7 protein-coding genes and 1 pseudogene are annotated in these 18,887 nt (G+C 72.8%); 1 reads left to right on the top strand and 7 read right to left on the bottom strand.

Features of this window, described 5'->3' with window-relative positions:
* Nucleotides 1-246 precede the first annotated feature (246 nt).
* A pseudogene (locus tag ACIP6W_RS13980) lies at nucleotides 247-1,318 on the bottom strand (Rv2578c family radical SAM protein); the annotation flags it as partial.
* 54 nt (nucleotides 1,319-1,372) lie between these two features.
* Complete coding sequence (locus ACIP6W_RS13975) at nucleotides 1,373-2,860, bottom strand: malate:quinone oxidoreductase (RefSeq protein ID WP_209685089.1); 1,488 nt, start codon at nucleotides 2,858-2,860, stop codon at nucleotides 1,373-1,375.
* A gap of 155 nt (nucleotides 2,861-3,015) precedes the next feature.
* On the opposite strand from ACIP6W_RS13975, the gene ACIP6W_RS13970 reads away from it, so the two are divergent.
* Entirely contained in the window at nucleotides 3,016-4,140 is a 1,125-nt protein-coding gene (locus ACIP6W_RS13970; protein WP_251154636.1) for a hypothetical protein, read from the top strand.
* 84 nt (nucleotides 4,141-4,224) lie between these two features.
* Here ACIP6W_RS13970 and ACIP6W_RS13965 read toward each other — a convergent pair whose 3' ends face one another.
* From ACIP6W_RS13965 to ACIP6W_RS13945, 5 genes are all read right to left on the bottom strand, one after another.
* On the bottom strand, nucleotides 4,225-5,274 hold the full coding sequence (locus ACIP6W_RS13965; RefSeq protein WP_251154635.1) for an aspartate-semialdehyde dehydrogenase: 1,050 nt from the start codon (nucleotides 5,272-5,274) through the stop codon (nucleotides 4,225-4,227).
* 37 nt (nucleotides 5,275-5,311) lie between these two features.
* Nucleotides 5,312-6,577 (bottom strand): aspartate kinase, encoded by a 1,266-nt coding sequence (locus ACIP6W_RS13960; RefSeq protein ID WP_066655175.1) that lies wholly within the window; start codon nucleotides 6,575-6,577, stop codon nucleotides 5,312-5,314.
* Nucleotides 6,578-6,698: 121 nt separating this feature from the next.
* A complete protein-coding gene (gene recR, locus ACIP6W_RS13955) occupies nucleotides 6,699-7,298 on the bottom strand; it encodes a recombination mediator RecR (protein WP_066655176.1) in 600 nt (199 codons plus the stop codon).
* Complete coding sequence (locus ACIP6W_RS13950; RefSeq protein ID WP_400430070.1) at nucleotides 7,298-10,327, bottom strand: DNA polymerase III subunit gamma and tau; 3,030 nt, start codon at nucleotides 10,325-10,327, stop codon at nucleotides 7,298-7,300. Before ACIP6W_RS13950 ends, recR begins: the two co-directional genes overlap by 1 nt.
* 145 nt (nucleotides 10,328-10,472) lie before the next feature.
* Nucleotides 10,473-18,383 carry a choice-of-anchor G family protein gene (locus ACIP6W_RS13945; RefSeq protein ID WP_400430069.1) on the bottom strand — a complete coding sequence of 2,637 codons (7,911 nt, stop codon included), beginning with the start codon at nucleotides 18,381-18,383 and terminating at the stop codon, nucleotides 10,473-10,475.
* Nucleotides 18,384-18,887 lie beyond the last annotated feature (504 nt).

Raw genomic sequence — 18,887 nt, 5'->3', positions numbered from 1 at the left:
GCTACCGCCGATCACCGACACAGGGTGTCCCCCGAACGCGGAAGGTGGACGCTCCTCAGAACAGGGTCGGTCCGGACGGGCCTCCGATCACGGTCGTCCCGGCACCGCGTCGGTCGAAGTCGGGGTCGGCACGCTTGAGCGGCGACGAGGTCGGGCGGGACTGCTCGTCGAGCGACACCGGGACGCGGTACCCGTTCGTGATGCCCCCGTTCGTGATGACCGACCCGACGAGGGCGCGCGGTCCGGTGTCGCCCGACCCCGGACGCGGTGCACGCGGAGCGGTCGCCGCCGCGGCCCGCTCGCCGGGTACGAGGTGCGCCTGCCGGTCGCTGAACCCCATCGAACCGGTCGCCGGGTCCACCCGGCCGAGTCCGAGACCGTGCGCGGCCAGGATCGGACGCACCCGGTCCGCGAGCCACCGGCGGTAGTCCGCGGGCGCGTAGGTGTTGTCGAGGTACATCGAGCGGTAGCGCGCGACGAGGTCGGGACGGGTCCGCTGCAGCCAGGCCGCCCACCACGGCTTCACGCCAGGACGCAGGTGCAGTGCGGAGTACATGACGCTCGAGGCACCGGCCTCGGCCGCGCGACCGATCGCTTCGTCGAGGTGCGCGCGCGTGTCCGTGATGAACGGGAGCACCGGCATGAGGAACACCGAGCACTCGAGCCCCGCGTCGCGGATCGCCCGGACGGTCGCCAACCGGGCGGCGGTCGTCGGGGTCCCGGGCTCGACCTGCTGCTGCAGCTCGTCGTCGTACACGGCGATCGACATCGCCAGGTCGACCGGGACGCTCCGTGCCGCCTCGACCAACGTGGGCAGGTCACGCCGCAGCAGCGTCCCCTTCGTCAGGATGCTGAACGGGGTGCCCGACTCGGCCAGCGCGCGGATGACCCCGGGCATCAACCGGTAGCGCCCCTCGGCACGCTGGTACGGGTCGGTGTTGGTGCCGAGCGCAACGGGGTGCCGGTCCCACGACGGCTTCCGGAGCTCACGGCGCAGGACGTCCGCAACGTTGGTCTTCACGACGATCTGCTGGTCGAAGTCGGCACCCCCGTCGAACTCCAGGTACGTGTGCGTGGGCCGCGCGAAGCAGTAGACGCACGCGTGACTGCAGCCGCGGTACGGGTTGATCGTCCACCCGTAGGTGCCGCTGCCGTCGGCAGCCGGCACACGGTTCAGGGCACTCTTCGCCAGGACCTCGTGGAAGGTGACCCCGGCGAACTCCGGCGTGGTGACGCTGCGCACCAACCCGCTGTTCGACTCGAGCCCCGGCAGGGCGTCACCGCGCTCCGCTCCGATCGACTGCCCGCTCCACCGCATGCCCTCATTCGAACACACGTTCGAACCAGGGGCAAGTCGCCCGAGCGGCGGGGCTCAGTGGTGCAGACCGAGGACCTTCGCGGTGTGCTCGAGGGTCTCGTCGGCGAGCTGCGGGTCGGCGCCGAGGTCCTTGCCGTACGTGGGCACCATCGTCCGCACCATCGGGGCCCAGGCGTCCCACCGGTCCGGGAAGCACCGCTGCAGCATCGTCAGCATGATCGGCACCGCGGTGGACGCACCGGGGCTCGCGCCGAGCAGGCCGGCGATCGAGCCGTCGGCCGAGGTGATGACCTCGGTGCCGAACTGCAGCACCCCGCCCTTCTCCGGGTCCGGCTTGATGACCTGCACGCGCTGCCCGGCAGTGATGCGGTGCCAGTTCTCCGGTTCGGCGGTCGGCATGAAGTCGCGGAGGGCGTCGAACTTCGTCTGCTTCGACGCCAGGAGCTGCCCGACCAGGTAGCGGACCAGGTCGAAGTTCGAGAACGCCACGCTCAGCATCGGTCGCAGGTTGTGCGGTCGGATCGACCGGAACAGGTCGAGCAGCGAGCCCTGCTTGAGGAACTTCGGGCTGAACCCGGCGTAGGGGCCGAACATCAGCGACGCCCTGCCCTCGACGATCCGGGTGTCGAGGTGCGGCACCGACATCGGCGGAGCGCCGACGCTCGCCTTGCCGTACACCTTCGCCGCGTGCTTCTGCACGACCTCGGGGTCGTCGGTGCGCAGGAACTCGCCGGACACGGGGAACCCGCCGTACCCGCGGATCTCCGGGATGCCCGACTTCTGCAGCAGGCGCAGGGCCCCGCCGCCGGCGCCGACGAAGACGAACTTCGCCGCGATGCGCTGCGTCGACCGACCGATCTCGTTGCGGACGTCGAGCGCCCACCCCTCGGAGACCTTCGACCGCGTGATCTTCTGCACCTGGTGCGACGGCTCGAACTCGACACCGGCGATCTCGAGCTCGTCGAAGAGCTGCTGCGTCAACGAACCGAAGTCGACGTCCGAGCCGGCGGCCGAGTACGTCGCAGCGACCGGCTGGTCCTTCTTGCGCCCCGGGATGAGCGCGGGCGCCCACCGGCGGATCTGCGCCGGGTCGTCCGAGTACTCGATGCCCGCGAAGAGCGGGTGGCCCTTGAGCGCCTCGTACCGCTTGCGCATGTACTCGACGTTGTCCTCGCCCCACACGAAGGAGATGTGCGGGGTCGGGTTGATGAAGTTGGACGGCTGCGGGAGCGCGCCGGTCTCGACCAGGTGCGCCCAGAACTGCCGCGAGACCTGGAACTGCTCGTTGACGGTCACGGCCTTGGCGATGTCGACGTGTCCGTCCGGCATCTCCGGCGTGTAGTTCAGCTCGCACAGCGCGGAGTGACCGGTCCCGGCGTTGTTCCACGGGTTCGAGGACTCCTGCGCGACCGAGCCGAGCCGCTCGTACACGCGGATCTTCCACGTGGGTTCGAGGCGGTGGATGATGGCGCCGAGCGTGGCGCTCATGATCCCTCCCCCGATCAGGACGACGTCGATCGGGTCCACCTGCTTCACTGCCACACGACGATCCTACCCACTGCCGCTGGGTCGCCCGGGGGCATCGTCCGGGTGCGGGGCGCTGGTCGTACCCATCGCACTTGCTAGTGAAGTACGACATTCCGGATGTGGCACCATTTCACGGTCCCGATCGACCGTCCCCTCCCGGAGGCCCCACCGTGAACCACCGCCGGCGCGCCCGTCTCGCCCTCCCGCTCCTGCCCGCGGCCGCGATCGCCCCGCTCCTGCTCGGCCCTGCCGCCCTGGCCGACACGCTCCCCTCGCCGCAGCCCGAGCCACGGGCTGCGCCCGCTGCGACGCTGGAGGGCACCTTCCACGTCGTCGGCACCACCGGCTTCGTCGCCGTCGCCGACCACGACGGCCAGCCCGTGCTCGACACCCGCCCGGTCGCCGCCGACACCGCGCACTACCCCGCGCCCGGCACCACCGGTCCGCTCGTCGTCGGGTCGATGTGCCTGTCCGCCCTCAACGGCCCCGGGCTGCCCTTCGCCGTGCTGGCCGACGCCGCCGTCCCCTCCGGCTGCCTCCAGGTCCGCACCACGAGCCCCGCGCCCCACGTCGTCCGGTTCACCGCCGACGACCCGTCCTCACCGGCGAACGGCCTCGAGCTCGGCCTGCAGGCGAACGGCGCGCTCCTGGCGCTCGGCACCGCGGGGTCCGACATCGAACTCGTCACCGAGGGCCCCGTCGTCGCACCGACGCTCGACCACACCGACCTGGCACCCGGTTCCGCCCTCTCGGGCACCGCCACGCCCGGCGCGCACGTCGTCGTCGTCCGTGACGGGACGGTGGTCTGTGAGACCGATGCCGCCGATCGAGGTGCGGACGACGCCGGACACTGGTCCTGCTCGCCGATCGATGCGCTCACCGAGGGCACGTACACCCTCGAACTGTTCGCCTCGACCCCCGCCGGGCAGCTCGCGCCGCCCGTCCCCGTCGAGGTCGTCGTGTCCGCAGGGACCGGCGCCGGCGACGGTCCGGACCCCGACCCCGGTGACGGCGAGGGCACCGATCCGGGTGACGCACCGTCTCCGGGAGACGGTGCCGGAGGCACGGGCGGCACCGGGACCCCCGGTGAGGCCGACCAGACCGGCGAGCCCGGCGCGGACGGACCGTCGCCAGGACCGGCGACGACCGCCCGGACCGTCGACGCCGCGCCGCAGGGGCGCCTCGCCTGGACCGGCACCGAGGTGACCGGCCCCCTCGCCGTCGCGCTCGCGCTCCTCACCGCCGGGACCGGCGTGCTGCTGCACCGACGACGTCGCACTCGGTCCCGTTCCTGACGGTCGGGACGACGGACGGGAGGCCCGTGGCGGTGTCGCCACGGGCCTCCCGTCCGTCACGTGTCGCGTCGGCGACGGTGCTCGCTAGGCGGCGACCGCGCGCCGTTCGAGGATCGTCTCGGCGATCTGCACCGCGTTGAGCGCAGCGCCCTTCCGCAGGTTGTCGTTGCTGACGAAGAGGACCAGGCCGTGGCCGTCGGGCGCGGACTGGTCCGCGCGGATGCGGCCGACGAAGGACGGGTCCTGACCGGCTGCCTGCAGCGGAGTCGGGACGTCCGCGAGCTCGACGCCCGGGGCCGTGGCGAGGAGCTCCGTCGCCCGCTCGGGCGAGAGCGGCTGCGCGAACTCGGCGTGCACGGAGATCGAGTGCCCGGTGAACACGGGGACGCGCACGCAGGTCCCGGCGACGAGCAGGTCGGGCAGCTCGAGGATCTTGCGGCTCTCGTTGCGGAGCTTCTGCTCCTCGTCGGTCTCCCCCATGCCGTCCTCGACGATGCTGCCCGCGAGCGGGACGACGTCGAAGGCGATCGGTCGGACGTACTTGACCGGCTCCGGGAAGGTCACCGCCGAACCGTCGTGGGTGAGCGCCGCGGTGTCCTGCTCGAGCGCCGCGCGCGCCTGGCCGAGGAGCTCCTCGACTCCGGCGAGGCCCGACCCGGACACGGCCTGGTAGGTGGTCGCGACGAGACGGCGCAGCCCGGCTTCGGTGTCCAGCACCTTGAGGACCGGCATGATCGCCATCGTCGTGCAGTTCGGGTTGGCGACGATGCCCTTCGGGGCGTCGTCGATCGCGTGCGGGTTGACCTCGCTCACGACCAACGGCACCTCGGGGTCCATCCGCCAGGCACTCGAGTTGTCGACGACCACCGCACCCGCCGCCGCGAACTTCGGCGCGAGGGCGCGTGACGCCGTGGCACCGGCCGAGAACAGCGCGATGTCGATGCCCGACGGATCGGCGGTCTCGGAGTCCTCGACGACGATCTCCTCGCCCCGGAACGACAGCGTCGAACCGGCGGACCGGGCACTCGCGAAGAACCGGACGTGGTCGGCCGGGAACGCGCGCTCCTCGAGGAGGCGACGCATCACGGCGCCGACCTGGCCGGTGGCGCCGACGACGGCGACGGTGGTGCTCATGTGGTGCTCCTGCTCGTGGGTCGTGTCGGCGCGGGGCTCAGCGCCCGGTGCCGGCGTAGACGACGGCTTCCTGGTCCGCGTCCAGCCCGAAGGCCTGGTGCACGACGCGCATGGCCTCGTTCAGGGTGTCGGCGCGCGTGACGACCGAGATGCGGATCTCCGAGGTGGAGATCATCTCGATGTTGATGGACGCCTCGTGCAGGGCACGGAAGAGCGCCGCCGAGACACCGGCGTTGGTCCGCATGCCGGCACCGACCAGGGCGAGCTTGCCGATCTGGTCGTCGTACTGGATGCCCGAGTAGCCGATGTCGGCCTTGGCGACCTCGAGCGCGGTCAGGACGCCCTGGCCCTGGTCCTTCGGCAGCGTGAACGAGATGTCCGTGCGGCCCGTGACCGCCTCGGACACGTTCTGCACGATCATGTCGATGTTGGCGCCGGCGCGGGCCACGATCGTGAAGATCTCGGCGGCCTTGCCGGGGGTGTCGGGCACGCCGACGACGGTGATCTTCCCCTCGGAGAGGTCTCCGGCGATGCCGGTGATGATCGGTTCTTCCACGGTTTCCCCCTCTGCAGGGTTGTAGACGATGGTGCCCTCGGCGTTGCTGAACGAGGAGCGGACGTGCAGGGTGACGCCGTGCCGACGGGCGTACTCGACGGCACGGATGTACAGGACCTTGGCGCCGGAGGCGGCGAGCTCGAGCATCTCCTCGCTCGTGATCCGGTCGACCTTCTTGGCCTTCGGCACCACGCGGGGGTCCGCGGTGAAGATGCCGTCGACGTCGGTGTAGATCTCGCAGACGTCGGCGTCGAGCGCGGCGGCGAGCGCGACGGCGGTGGTGTCCGACCCACCGCGCCCGAGCGTGGTGATCTCGCCCGTCGTGCGGTTGAACCCCTGGAACCCGGCCACGATCGCGACGTGCCCGGCGTCGAGCGCCTCGCGCACGCGCTTCGGGGTGACGTCGACGATGCGGGCCTTGCCGTGCTGGGCGTCCGTGAGCATGCCGGCCTGGCTGCCCGTGTACGACGATGCCTCGACCCCGAGGCTCTTGATCGCCATCGCGAGCAGCGCCATCGAGATGCGCTCCCCCGCGGTGAGCAGCATGTCGAGCTCACGACCGGCGGGGATCGGCGTCACGGAGTGCGCGAGGTCGACGAGCTCGTCGGTGGTGTCGCCCATCGCCGAGACGGCCACGACGACGTCGTTGCCCGCCTTCTTCGTCTGGACGATCCGCTTCGCCACGCGCTTGATGCTCTCGGCGTCCGCGACGGACGATCCACCGAACTTCTGCACGATCAGGGCCACTGGCTGGTACTCCCGGGGACGACGGTTCCGCGACGGTCGCGCGGTCTGTCAATCGTAGAGGGTGTTCCGCGGATGTTGCGTGCGAGGCGGACTCGACGCAACGATCCTGCGCGCACGCCCGTCAGTGACCGACCACGCGTCGTCCCTCGAAGGCGCGGCCGAGGGTCACCTCGTCGGCGTACTCGAGGTCACCACCCACCGGCAGCCCGGACGCGAGTCGCGTGGTGCGGATGCCCATCGGGACGAGCAGTCGGCTGAGGTAGGTCGCCGTCGCCTCGCCCTCGAGGTTCGGGTCGGTGGCGATGATGACCTCGTCCACGGTGCCGTCGGCCAGCCGCGTCATCAGCTGCTGGATCCGCAGGTCGTCCGGACCGACACCGTCGATCGGGCTGATCGCTCCGCCGAGCACGTGGTAGAGCCCACGGAACTCGCGGGTGCGCTCGATGGCGGCGACGTCCTTCGCCTCCTCCACGACGCAGATCACCGACGGCGACCGACGGGGGTCACGACAGATGCTGCACCGCACGTTCTCGGTGACGTTGCCGCAGACCTCGCAGAAGCGCACCTTCTCCTTGACCTCGGCCAGGAGCTCGGACAGTCGTGCCGGGTCGAACGACTCGGTCTGCAGGATGTGGAACGCGATGCGCTGCGCCGACTTCGGGCCGATGCCCGGCAGCCGACCGAACTCGTCGATCAGGTCCTGGACGATCCCGTCGTACATCAGGCGCCTTCCTCGTGCAGGGCGGTCTCCTCGATGAACTGCGCGCCGAGGATCTCACGGACGACCGCCTCGCCGTACCGACCAGCGACCGGCGTCCGACGGACCTGGGGTGCAGCGGTCCGTGCCGGAGCTGGCTGCGCAGCCGCCTCCTGGGTCGGTGCTGCCTGCGCAGGTGCTGCCTGCTCGGGTGCTGCCTGCTCGGGCGCGGCCTGTGCTGAGCCGGTTTGCGCCGGTGCTGCCTGCGGTGCTGGTGCCCGCGTCGGTCGCTGGCTCGGAACACCCGAGGACGCGTGCGCTCCCGGATCGGGGAAGGGAGCACCGTCGTCGTAGGGCTCGTCGTCGAGCGGGTAGTCGTCGACCGGGACGTCCGGCCCACCGGAGGGTGCGGCGGCCGCGGTACCCGGCGCGGCGGGCGCTGCCGATGCGGGCGCTGCGGCTGCGGCCGGTGCGGGCGCTGCGCCTGCGGCCGGTGCCGGCGCTCCCGGTGCGTCGGGTGTCGGGTCGCTCGGCGCAGCAGCACGGGCTGGGCGTGTTCCGGCACCGCCGAGCGCGGAGGCCGGACGGAGCTGTGCAGCGAGGGCCGCGTCGGCGGCGGGGTCGGAGACCGGTGCGACGGGCACGACCGGTTCCCCGGTGTCGGTCGTCCCGAACGGTGCCGACCAGCCCGGCTCGAGGTGCTCGGGCACGGCGCCGGCGGTCGGGTCGGTCGCCGGGATCGTGGCGACGGCCCAGTCGGTCACCGGAGCGCTGGGCGTGGCCGGCTGCTGCCGTGTGGTCGGCTGCTGAGATACGCCCTGCTGTTGGTTCGCCTGCTGCTGCTGGCTTGCCTGCTGCTGGCTCGCCTGCTGCTGCTGGCTCGGCTGCTGCGGTGCGGTCGGCTGCTGCTGCTGCGGTGCGGTCGGCTGCTGCTGCGGCGCAGTCGGGTGCTGCTGCTGCTGCTGCGTCGGCCCTTCGGCAGTCGTTGGCTGCGGCGGTGCGGACTGCTGGCGCGCGGCCTGCTGCTGGCTGGTGTCCTCCGACGTCACGTGCGGTCGCGTCGGCTGCTGCTGCGACGTCTGCCGACCCGGCTCCGACGCGGGAGCACCGGCCGAGCGCTGCTGTCCCGGCCCACGGGCGACGAACTTCACCCGCAGGCCGAGGACGTCGATGATCGCCGAGCGGAGCAGTTCGCTGACGCTCGTCGCGGGGTCGGACATCTCCTTGAACGACGCCACGTCCTGCTGGCTGGGGAAGGTGAGCGTCAGCACGTCCTCGCGCAGGGCCGTCACCTGGGCCGTGACCACCACGGACCAGGCCGAACGCCGAGCGCGCTGGACGTGCTCGACGACCTGGGGCCAGGCGTCGCGGAGCTGCTGGAAGCCGACGGCGGCGACCGGTCGGACGACCGCCTCGTCGCCGACGGCCGTCCCCTGCCCGGTGGACGACGCGTTCGCGGTGCCCGACGGATCGTGCTGGTGCTGCTCGGTCGGGTGTGCCGTCGTCGTCGCACTCGACGCGCTCTGCTCCGCCGGTCGGCCCGCAGACCGATCGGTCGGGCCGCCGGCCGGACCTTGGCTCGGGGGCGTCGCCACGGCCGCCCAGGAGGCAGCGGCATCGCGCACGGTCGCGCCGGGGTCCCGCGGCTCGGCGTCACGCGCGGTCGTCGGAGCCTGATCGGCGGGCTCCTGGTCCGGTCGGGTCGGCGCCGCTGCTCGGGTCGGGGTCGCGGTCGACGCAGCGGGCTGCGCAGCCGGGGTCGCCGGCGAGGAGCCGGCCTGCGCCGGGGCGCTGCCCGCTCCCGTGCGCGGAACCGGAGCGCCCGCGGAGGACTGCTGTGCAGCCTGCGGTCGTTCGACCGCGGCGGGAGCCTGGTGTCCGCCGGCGTCGCCGACACCGACGCGACGCTCCAGCCGCTCGACGCGGGCGAGTGCACCGCGCTGGGTGTCGTCGACCTCGGGCACGAGCATGCGCGCCGTCATCAGCTCGAGGTGCAGTCGGGGGGACGTCGCACCGGTCATCTCGGTGAGCGCGCGGTTGGCGATGTCGGCGGACCGCGACAGCGCCGTCGCGCCGAAGACGCCGGCCTGCCGGGTCATGGTGTCGAGTTCCTCGGGAGAGATCCCGCGCAGCACGGCTGCGGCGCTCTCGTTCGTCGCCGCGACGACGATCAGGTCGCGGAGCCGCTCGAGCAGGTCCTCGACGAAGCGACGCGGGTCCTGCCCGGTCTGCACCACGCGGTCGACCGCGGCGAAGGCCGAGGCGGGGTCGGCCACCGCCAGCGCGTCCACGACGTCGTCGAGCAACGCAGCGTCGGTGTAGCCGAGCAGGGCGACCGCGCGTTCGTAGGCGATCGCGCCGTCCTCGCTGCCGGCCATGAGCTGGTCGAGCAGGGACAGCGTGTCTCGCACCGACCCCCCACCGGCACGGACGACGAGCGGGAGGACACCCGGTGCGACGGAGACCGACTCCTGCTCGCACAGCTGCTCGACGTACTCGAGCATCGTGGCCGGCGGGACGAGCCGGAACGGGTAGTGGTGGGTCCGGGAGCGGATGGTGCCGATGACCTTCTCCGGCTCGGTGGTCGCGAAGATGAACTTCACGTGCTCCGGCGGTTCCTCGACCAGCTTGAGCAGGGCGTTGAAGCCCTGCGGCGTCACCATGTGTGCTTCGTCGAGGATGAAGATCTTGTAGCGGTCGCGCGCCGGTGCGAACACGGCGCGGTCGCGCAGGTCGCGCGCGTCGTCGACGCCGTTGTGGCTCGCTGCGTCGATCTCGATGACGTCGAGCGATCCCCCGCCACCCCGGGCGAGCTCCACGCAGCTCGGGCAGACGCCGCACGGTGTGTCCGTCGGGCCCTGCTCGCAGTTCAGGCACCGGGCGAGGATGCGCGCCGAGGTCGTCTTGCCGCACCCGCGCGGCCCGCTGAACAGGTAGGCGTGGTTCACACGGTTCGTCCGCAGGGCGGTCCGCAGCGGGTCGGTGACCTGCGACTGACCGATCAGCTCGGCGAAGTTCTCGGGCCGGTAACGGCGATACAGGGCGGTGACCACGGACCAAGGGTAGCCGGGACGGCCGACACCGCGACGCCCTCGGCGACCACCGGTGGAGGGGGCGAGGAGAGGCGGGACGACACCGCGCCTCCCGGCCGTCGTGACGACGGACGAGAGGCGCGGTGCGGTCGGTGTGGGCGTACGGTCAGGCGCGCCCGCGGCGGATGCGGCGTGCCAGTCGGGAGAGACCGAGCAGCAGGAACCCGAGGACCACCAGGCCGCCGGCGGCACCCGCGAGCGGGGCGACGTCCGCACCGGTGAAGGCGAGGTCGCGACCGGAACCGTTGCCGGATCCGGATCCCGTGCCGGTGCCGTTGCCGTTGCCGTTGCCGTTGCCGTTGCCGGATCCGTTGCCGAGGGAACCGTTGCCGGCAGCGAGACCCGATCCGTTGCCGGCAGCGAGACCCGATCCGTTGCCGGTACCGATCACTCCGGTGCCGGTGCCGGCTCCGTTCCCGGAGCCACCCGGCAGGCCCGGCTGGCCCGGTTCACCGGGCTGACCCGGCTCTCCAGGCTCCCCGGGCTGACCAGGCTGACCAGGCTCCCCGGGCTCCCCGGGCTGACCAGGCTGACCAGGCTGACCAGGCTGACCGGGCTGACCGGGCTCACCGGGCTCACCGGGCTCACCGGGCTCACCGGGCTCACCGGGCTCACCGGGCTCTCCAGGCTCTCCAGGCTCTCCAGGCTCTCCAGGCTCTCCAGGCTCTCCAGGCTCTCCAGGCTCCCCAGGTTCACCGGGCTGCCCAGGCTCACCCGGCTCACCGGGCTGACCCGGCTCCCCAGGCTCTCCAGGCTCACCAGGCTCACCGGGCTCACCAGGCTGACCCGGCTCTCCAGGCTCACCGGGCTGCCCCGGCTCTCCAGGCTCACCGGGCTGCCCCGGCTCCCCCGGCTGCCCGGGCTCACCGGGCTCACCGGGCTCACCGGGCTGCCCCGGCTCACCCGGCTGCCCCGGCTCACCCGGCTGGGCGGCGACCACCACCACGGGCACGGTCTGGGCGGCGGACGTGGCACCCTCGACGGTCTGGGTCACCGTGAAGGTGTGCGAGCCGACCCCGAGCTCCACGGACACCGACCAGGAGCCGTCGGCAGCCGCAGTCGTCACGACGGGGTCTCCCGCGTCGCTGCGGACCGTGACGGTCGCACCCGGGTCCGCCGTCCCGGTGACCTGCCAGGTGGCGGTGCCGTCGGCACCGGCCGTCTGCCGGGCCCCGGGCAGGGGCGAGGTGACCGTCAGGGGGTCCGCGACCCGGACGACGATCGGCACGACCTGCGAGTCGGAGGTGCCCCCGTCCACGGTCTGCGTCGCCTGCAGCGTCCAGTCACCGGCCGGGACCTCCTCGAAGGTGACGCTCCAGCGACCGTCGCCGCCGGCCGTCGTCGTCCGGACCTGCCCGGTCGAGAGCCGGACCTCGACCGCGGCGTCGGCTGCGGCAGTCCCGGAGACGGGCACGGTGGTCGTGCTGTCGAGCCCGGGGGCCTCGAAGAGGCGACCCGGGGTCGGGTCCGTGATGACGACGTCGTCCTCCTGCGCGGCGACCACGCTGATGCCGCTGGTCACCGGGGCCGAGGTGGCCCCGCCGACCGTCTGCGTCGCCGACACGGTGTGGTCGCCGACCGGGACGTCCGGCACGGTCACCGTCCAGGAGCCGTCGGCACCGGCCGTCGTCGACACCGTGGTGCCGTCGATGTCGACCGTCACGGTGGCGCCCGGCTCGGCGGTCCCGCTGACCGGCACGGAGACCGTGTCCTGGTCCGTCGGGAACACCTGGCCGTCCACGGGGGCGGTCACCTGCAGCGGGGCCACGGCGGCGACGGTGAAGGCGACGTCGGGTGCTGCAGTGGTCCGGCCGCCCACGGTCTGCGTGGCGGAGGCGGTGTGGCCGCCGAGCGCGACGTCCGGCACGGTGACCGTCCAGTCGCCCTCGTCGTCGGCCGTGGTCGCGACGGCGGTGCCGTCGTCGATCGTGACCGACACCGTTGCGCCGGGCGCTGCCGTGCCCACGACCCGGACCGGCGTGGTGTCACCGACGATCCGGACGGTGCTGCCGGCCGCCGGCGTCGTGATGACGACGGCGTCCTCGTCGGCGACGTCCACGGTCACGTCCACCACGACGGGGTCGGAGGTGGTGCCACCGACCTCCTGGCCGACGGTCACCGTGTGGTCGCCGGGACCGACGCCCGGTACGACCGTGTCCCAGGTGCCGTCGTCACGGACGGGCACCTCGATCGGGTCGCCGTCGTCGACCACCACGGTGACCGTGCCACCGGGCTCGCCGGTGCCCGCCACGGGCAGGTCGACCGTCGGGTCGGACGCCGGCACCGTGACGACCTGGTCGTCGGTCGGCGTGCTGACCGTCAGGGGCGCACCGGCCTCGACCGTGAACGTGTTGACGACCGGACCCGATGTGGACCCGTCGACCGTCTGCGTCGCCCGGACGGTGTGCTCACCCGTCGCGACGCCGTCGAACCGGACGCTCCAGGTGCCGGCGTCGGTCGCCGTCACGGTCTGCTCGTCGCCGTCGTCCAGGGTCACGCGGACCTCGGCACCGGGCTCGGCCGCCCCGTTCGCGACGATCGTCGCGAGGGAGTCGTCCTGTGCGACCGTGACGGTGGACCCGTCGGCCGGGGTGGCGATCGTCAGCGGTGCCGCGACCACGACCTCGATGGCGACCGTGACCGGCTGCGACGTGGTGCCGCCGACCTGCTGGGTGACGCTGACGGTCGTGGTGCCCGCGGGGACACCGGGGACGTCGACCGCCCAGTCGCCGTCCTCGTCGGCCTCGGTCGTGGCATCACGCCCGCCGCCGAGGTCGAGCACCACGGTGGCGCCGGGCTCCGCGGTGCCGCGCACCGTGACCGTCGTCGTGGCGTCCTCGTCGGCGACCCGCACCTCGTCCCCGTCCGCGGGGGCGGTGATGACGACCGGCGCTGCCGCGACGACCTCGAAGGGACGCTCGACCGGCGTGGTCGAGGTCGAGCCGGCGACGGTCTGCGTCGCCGACACGACGTGCTCACCGACCGCGACGTCGTCGACGTCGACGCTCCACGTGCCGTCGTCGCCCACCGTCACGTCGACCGGGTCTCGGTCGTCGACGGTCACCGTCACGGTGGCGCCGGGCTCGGCGTCACCGGCGACCGTGACGGTCGTCGTGGCGGCGACGTCCGCGACGGTGACGGTGTCCTCCGGCTGCCGGACGACGAGCTCCGCCGCGGCGACGACCGAGACCGGTCGCGTGACGGGGGCGCTCGTGGTGCCGTTCACCGACTGCGTGACCGCCGCCGTCCAGGACCCCACCGGGACGTCCTCGACGGTGGTCGCCCAGGTGCCGTCGTCGCCGACGACCGTCTCGGCGGTGCCGCCGTCACCGAGGTCGACGGTGACCGTCGCCCCCGGCGCGCCGGTGCCGGCGAAGTCCACGTCGGTGGTGGCGTCGTCGTCCGCGACCGTGACGGCCGTGGCGCCGGCCGGCGTGGTGACGGTCAGCGGCGCCCCGGCGCGCACCGACACTCCGGCGCTGACGGGTGCCGAGGTGATCCCGCCGACGACCTGCGTCGCCCGGACGGTGTGGTCACCGGTCGGCACGTCGGTGAACGTGTGGGTCCACCGTCCGTCGTCGTCCGCCTCGACGGTCGCCTGTTCCCCGGTGGAGAGCGTGACGGTCACCGGAGCGCCCGGCTCGGCCGTACCGGCCGCCACGACGTCGGCCGTACCGGTCGCGTCGGCGACCGTGATGACGTCACCGTCGTCGGGGCTGGTGAGCGCGAGCGGTCGGCCTGCGCGCACCGTGAGCGTCTGCTCCGCACTGGAGGCGGTGGTGCCGCCGACCGTCTGCGTCGCCGTGACCGTCTGCTCGCCCACGCCGACGCCGCCGACGGTGACCGTCCAGTCGCCGTCGTCGTCCGCGGTCGTGGCGGCCTCGGCGTCGCCGACACGGACCGTCACCGGTGCGTTCGGCTCTGCCGTGCCGGACACCGTCACGTCGCGTGTGGTGTCCTCGTCCGGGACGAGCAGGACCGCGCCGTCCTCGGGAGACGTGATGAGCACGTCGTCCGCGGCGACGAGCGTGACGTCGCGGGTCACGGGGTCGGACGTCGCCGGGCTGGAGACCCCGCCGGGCAGCGTCTGCGTGACCGACACCGGGTGCGTCCCGACGCCGACGTCCTCGAAGGTGACGGACCAGCTCCCGTCGGCGGCGACCGTGGTCGTCGCTCCGGGCTCCTCGCCGTCGATCGTCGCGACGATCGTCGCGCCGGGCTGCCCGGTGCCGGTGACCGTCACGTCACGGGTCACGTCGTCGCCGGCGACCGTCATCGCCGCCGTGCCTGGAGCCGTGATGGTGAGGGGCGCCGCAGCGTCGACCAGGAAGCCCACGGGCAGGGCGTCCGTGCTCGCGCCGTTCAGCGACTGTGCCGCGTCGATCGTGTAGTCACCGGGGGCGAGCCCGGCTGCGTCGACCGACCAGGTGCCGTCGTCGTCGGCTGCGGTGGTCGAGAGCTCGAGGTCACCGACCGTCACCGTCACGGCTGCGCCGGGTTCGGCGACACCGCTGATCGTCACCGTGGCGGTGGCGTCCCCGTCGACCACGACGAAGCGCGAGCCGGCGGCCGGGCTGTCGATGGTGACGGCGGTGCCCGGGACGACGGTGAAGTCCCGCGTCTCGGTGGGACCGGTCGTGCCGTTCACGGTCTGCACGGCCTCGACGGTGTGCTGGCCGGTCCCGAGCTGCACCGGGTCGAGGACCCAGTTGCCCGCGGGGCCGGTCACGACGGCGACGGGTGCTGCCCCGTCGATGCTGACGGAGACGGTCGCACCCGGCTCCGCGGTCCCGCGGACCACGACCGACGCGTCGCCGGTGCTCGTGGCGGGGATCTCCTGCCCCTCGGTGGGAGCGGTGATCTCGAGGTCGTCGCCGACCTCGATCGAGATGTCCCGCTCGATCGCCGGCGAGGTCTGTCCACCGACGGTCTGGGTGACCGTCACGGTGTGACCGCCGGTCCCGACGTCCGGCAGGGCCACCGACCAGGTGCCGTCGTCGTCCACCGTCGTCGTGACGGGTGCTCGCTCGTCGAGCACGACGTCGATCTCGGCACCGGGCTGCGCCGTCCCGGTCACGTCGACGTCGACCGTGTCGTCGTCGTTCGCGACCACGGTCGTCGCGCCCTGCACCGGTGCGGTCACCTGCAGCGCTGCCGCGGGGACGACCGAGACGATCCGCTGCTGGGCCGGCGACGTCGTGCCGTTCACGGTCTGCGTCGCGGTCAGGGTGTACCGACCGACGGGCACGTCCTCGACCGTCGTCCTCCAGTCACCGTCTCCGTCGGCCGTCGTCGTGGCCGTGAGGCCGCCGCCGAGCGACACCGACACCCGGGCCCGGGGCTCGGCGGTCCCGGTGACGTCGAGGTCGGCGGTCGAGTCGGCGTCGAGGACGGGCACGGTGGCGCCGTCCGCAGGGGTCGCGATCGTCAGCGGGGCACCGACGGCGATCTCGAAGGCCGAGGTGACGGGCGCCGAGGTGGTGCCGGCGACCGTCTGCGTCGCGGTGATCGTGCGCTCACCGACCGGGACCCCCGGGAAGGTGGCGGTCCAGTCGCCGTCGTCGTCCGCCTCGGTGATCGCCGTGAAGGAGCCGCCGAGGTCGACCGCGACGGACGCGTTCGGCGCAGCGGTGCCGGTCACCGTGACCGGGGTGGTCGACGTGGCGTCGGCGACCGTCAGGACGGCTCCGTCGGTCGGCTCCTCGATGGTGATGCCGGGAACGGCGGTGACCGAGAAGTCACGGGTCACCGGAGCGCTCGTCGTGCCGTCGACGGTCTGGGTCGCCGTGGCCGTGTAGTCGCCCGCGGGGACGTCCTCGACCGTGGCGGTCCAGGTGCCGTTCGTGTTCGCCGTGGTGGTGGCGGTCAGACCGTCGCCGAGCGTCACGTCGACGCGGGCACCGCCCTCGGCAGCACCGGTGAGCACGACGGCGCGGGTGTCCCCGACGAGCGGCAGGACCGCATCGGGGGCCGGAGTCTCTATGGTCAGCGTCCGAGCGGCGACGACCTCGAAGTCCCGCGTCACCGCGGCCGAGGTGGTGTCGCCGACGGTCTGCGTCACGCTGGCCGTCTGCAGCCCGACCGGGACCGCGTCGACGGGGACGCTCCAGACGCCGTTGCCGTCCGCCGTGCCGCTCGCCGTGACGTCGTCGCCGATCGTCACGTCGATCCGCGCGTTCGCGGTGGACGTGCCGGTGAGGGTCACCGGGGTCGTGGTCCCGGTCGTGGTGAACTGCTGCCCGGCAGTGGGCGTGTCGATGACCAGCGGACGCTGCGCGACGACCGAGAAGGCCTGCGTCGCGGTGCCCGCGGCGGCGCCGCCGACCGTCTGCGTCGCGGTGACGGTCCGGTCCCCGACCGGGACGTCCGCGAGTGTGGCGGTCCAGGTGCCGTCGGGGGCGACCGTCGCGGGGGCGGTCAGGCCACCGCCCGCGGCGAGCGCGATGCCGGCACCGGGTTCACCGGTCCCGCGCACCGTCACCGAGCGGGTGGAGGTGTCGGTCGGGACGCTGAACTGCTGCCCTGCCGTGGGTGCGGTGATCGTCGGGGCCAGGAACGCCGTGGCGCGCACCGTGGAGGTGGCGAGGTCGACCGTCGCGGCGTTCAGTCCCGGCAGCACCGTGAGGCGCAGGGCGGTCACGCTCTGCGCCCCTGGGTCGTACCCGCGAGGGTCGCGGAAGCGGGGGTCGTCCTGCGCGTTCACCGTCAGGTCGACCACCTGACGGAGCAGGAGCACGACGGGCGAGAGCGCCGTCGCGACCGCGGTCGTGGTGGTGGTGAGCGTGGTGCTGAGCTGGGTGAGGGCGGCGGAGTTCGCCAGCGGCCGCACCGCGGTCTGGAGGGCCGGGACGACGGTGCCGCTGACGAGCGTCCCGAGCACGGGGGCGACGTTGATCCCGAGGATCGTTCCCGTCGACACGGAGACCTGCGGCGTGGCCGCGCCCGACACGGCGAGCGCACCGATGGTCGAGTCGACGGTCACGTTGATCGGCAGGTTGACCGCCCCGGCCGCGCTGAGCGTGGCACTGACCTGGACGCGCACCCGTGCGGCGTCGACCGCGTTCGTGACGGCGGTGCTCAGGGTGGCAGGGAGCTGTGTCCCGAGGATGTTCGTGATGCTGCTGTTGATCGCGGCGACCGCAGCATCGGTGAGCACGGGGGTGTTCGCCGGCTGGTCGTTGAGCCGCGTCAACGTGTCGAGGTCGACGGTGATCGAACCGGTCGACGGGGTGATGGTCACCGCACCGTCCGTGATCGGCTGCGCGAGGACCCCGTCGATGGTCGGCCCGAGATCGAGGTTCGCGGTCGTCTGGACGCTCGTGTTCCGAACGGACACCAGCGGCGAGAGCAGCGATCCCAACGCCCCCGTGACCGCGTCGGTCGTCACCGCTCCGCTCAGCGCGGTGTTCACCGAGGCGGACAGCGGCGCGACGTTCGCCCGCAGGGTCGTCGCGAGTCGGGACACCGCGGGGCTGGTGAGCTGCAGGTTCGCGCCGGCGATGCGGTAGTCGCTCGCGGTGCTCACCGTCGCACCACGTGTGGCGCTGATCGTCGAGGCGAGCGCGCCCACCTGCAGCTGCGCGTTCGACAGCACGGTCGAGTCCGCGCGGACCCGGGTCAGCAGCGGGTTCAGGTTCAGCGTCGACGCACCGGCCCCGGTGCCGCTCCCGACGCCGATCGCCCCGTCGTTGCCGACGAGGCCGGAGGAACCGCGGGCGCCCGTCTGCGAGGTCGTCGCGAACTGCCCGTCGACACCGAGCGTCAGGATGCCGTTCGCGCCGAGCAGGTCGACGTTGTTCGACAGTCGGACGCCCAAGCTGTTCAGCGCGGTGAGGTCGAGCGGCTGGTTCGTCGTCCCGCCGACCGTGCTCGCGCTGCTCGCGGAGTAGGCACCGCGGAGCTGGGCGAGCGCGTCGACGTCGACGATGCCGGAACCGCTGAGCAGGAAGCCCTCGGCCTCGGCGACGTCCGTCTGCGCCGCTGCAGCCGGTTGGATCGCCACGGTGGCGGCGAGCAATGCCGTCACCGTGGCGACGACACCGCCGCGCAGGAGGAGGCTCCGGTCACCGGGAGCTCGTCGTCGAGCCCGGTTCCCGTCGCCGGTGATCCATCGTGTCCAGTTGACCGCTCCTGCGGGCACAGGGGTACCCCGGAGCGACACGTGCCTGCGCATGCGTGTCCCGTTTCCTGGCAGGCTCGCCTGCCACCTGATCCTCGGACTCCCCCGCTGGTGAGACGGGAGAGGGTCGGAACCCTGGTTGGGGGTTCCTGAGGGTGATCTTTACACATGAACAGGAACCGCGCACGAGGTTGCACGAGATTTCGTCGGCGAGTCCGCTCGGCGTACCGGAACCATCGCGGATCTGCCGGAGAACGGCGAAGACTTCCCATGCACAGGACGACACAGCCCCGGAACGAAGAAGACTCCGCACGCACAGGACGACACAGCCCCGGTCGCTCCGGCTGCGTCCTCGCCCCGGAACGAAGAAGACTCCGCACGCACAGGACGACACAGCCCCGG

This window comes from Curtobacterium sp. NPDC088465 (assembly GCF_044753165.1).
GTDB lineage: Bacteria > Actinomycetota > Actinomycetes > Actinomycetales > Microbacteriaceae > Curtobacterium.
Note: the sequence above shows the minus strand (reverse complement) of the source record. Positions and strands in the feature narration are given on the sequence as shown.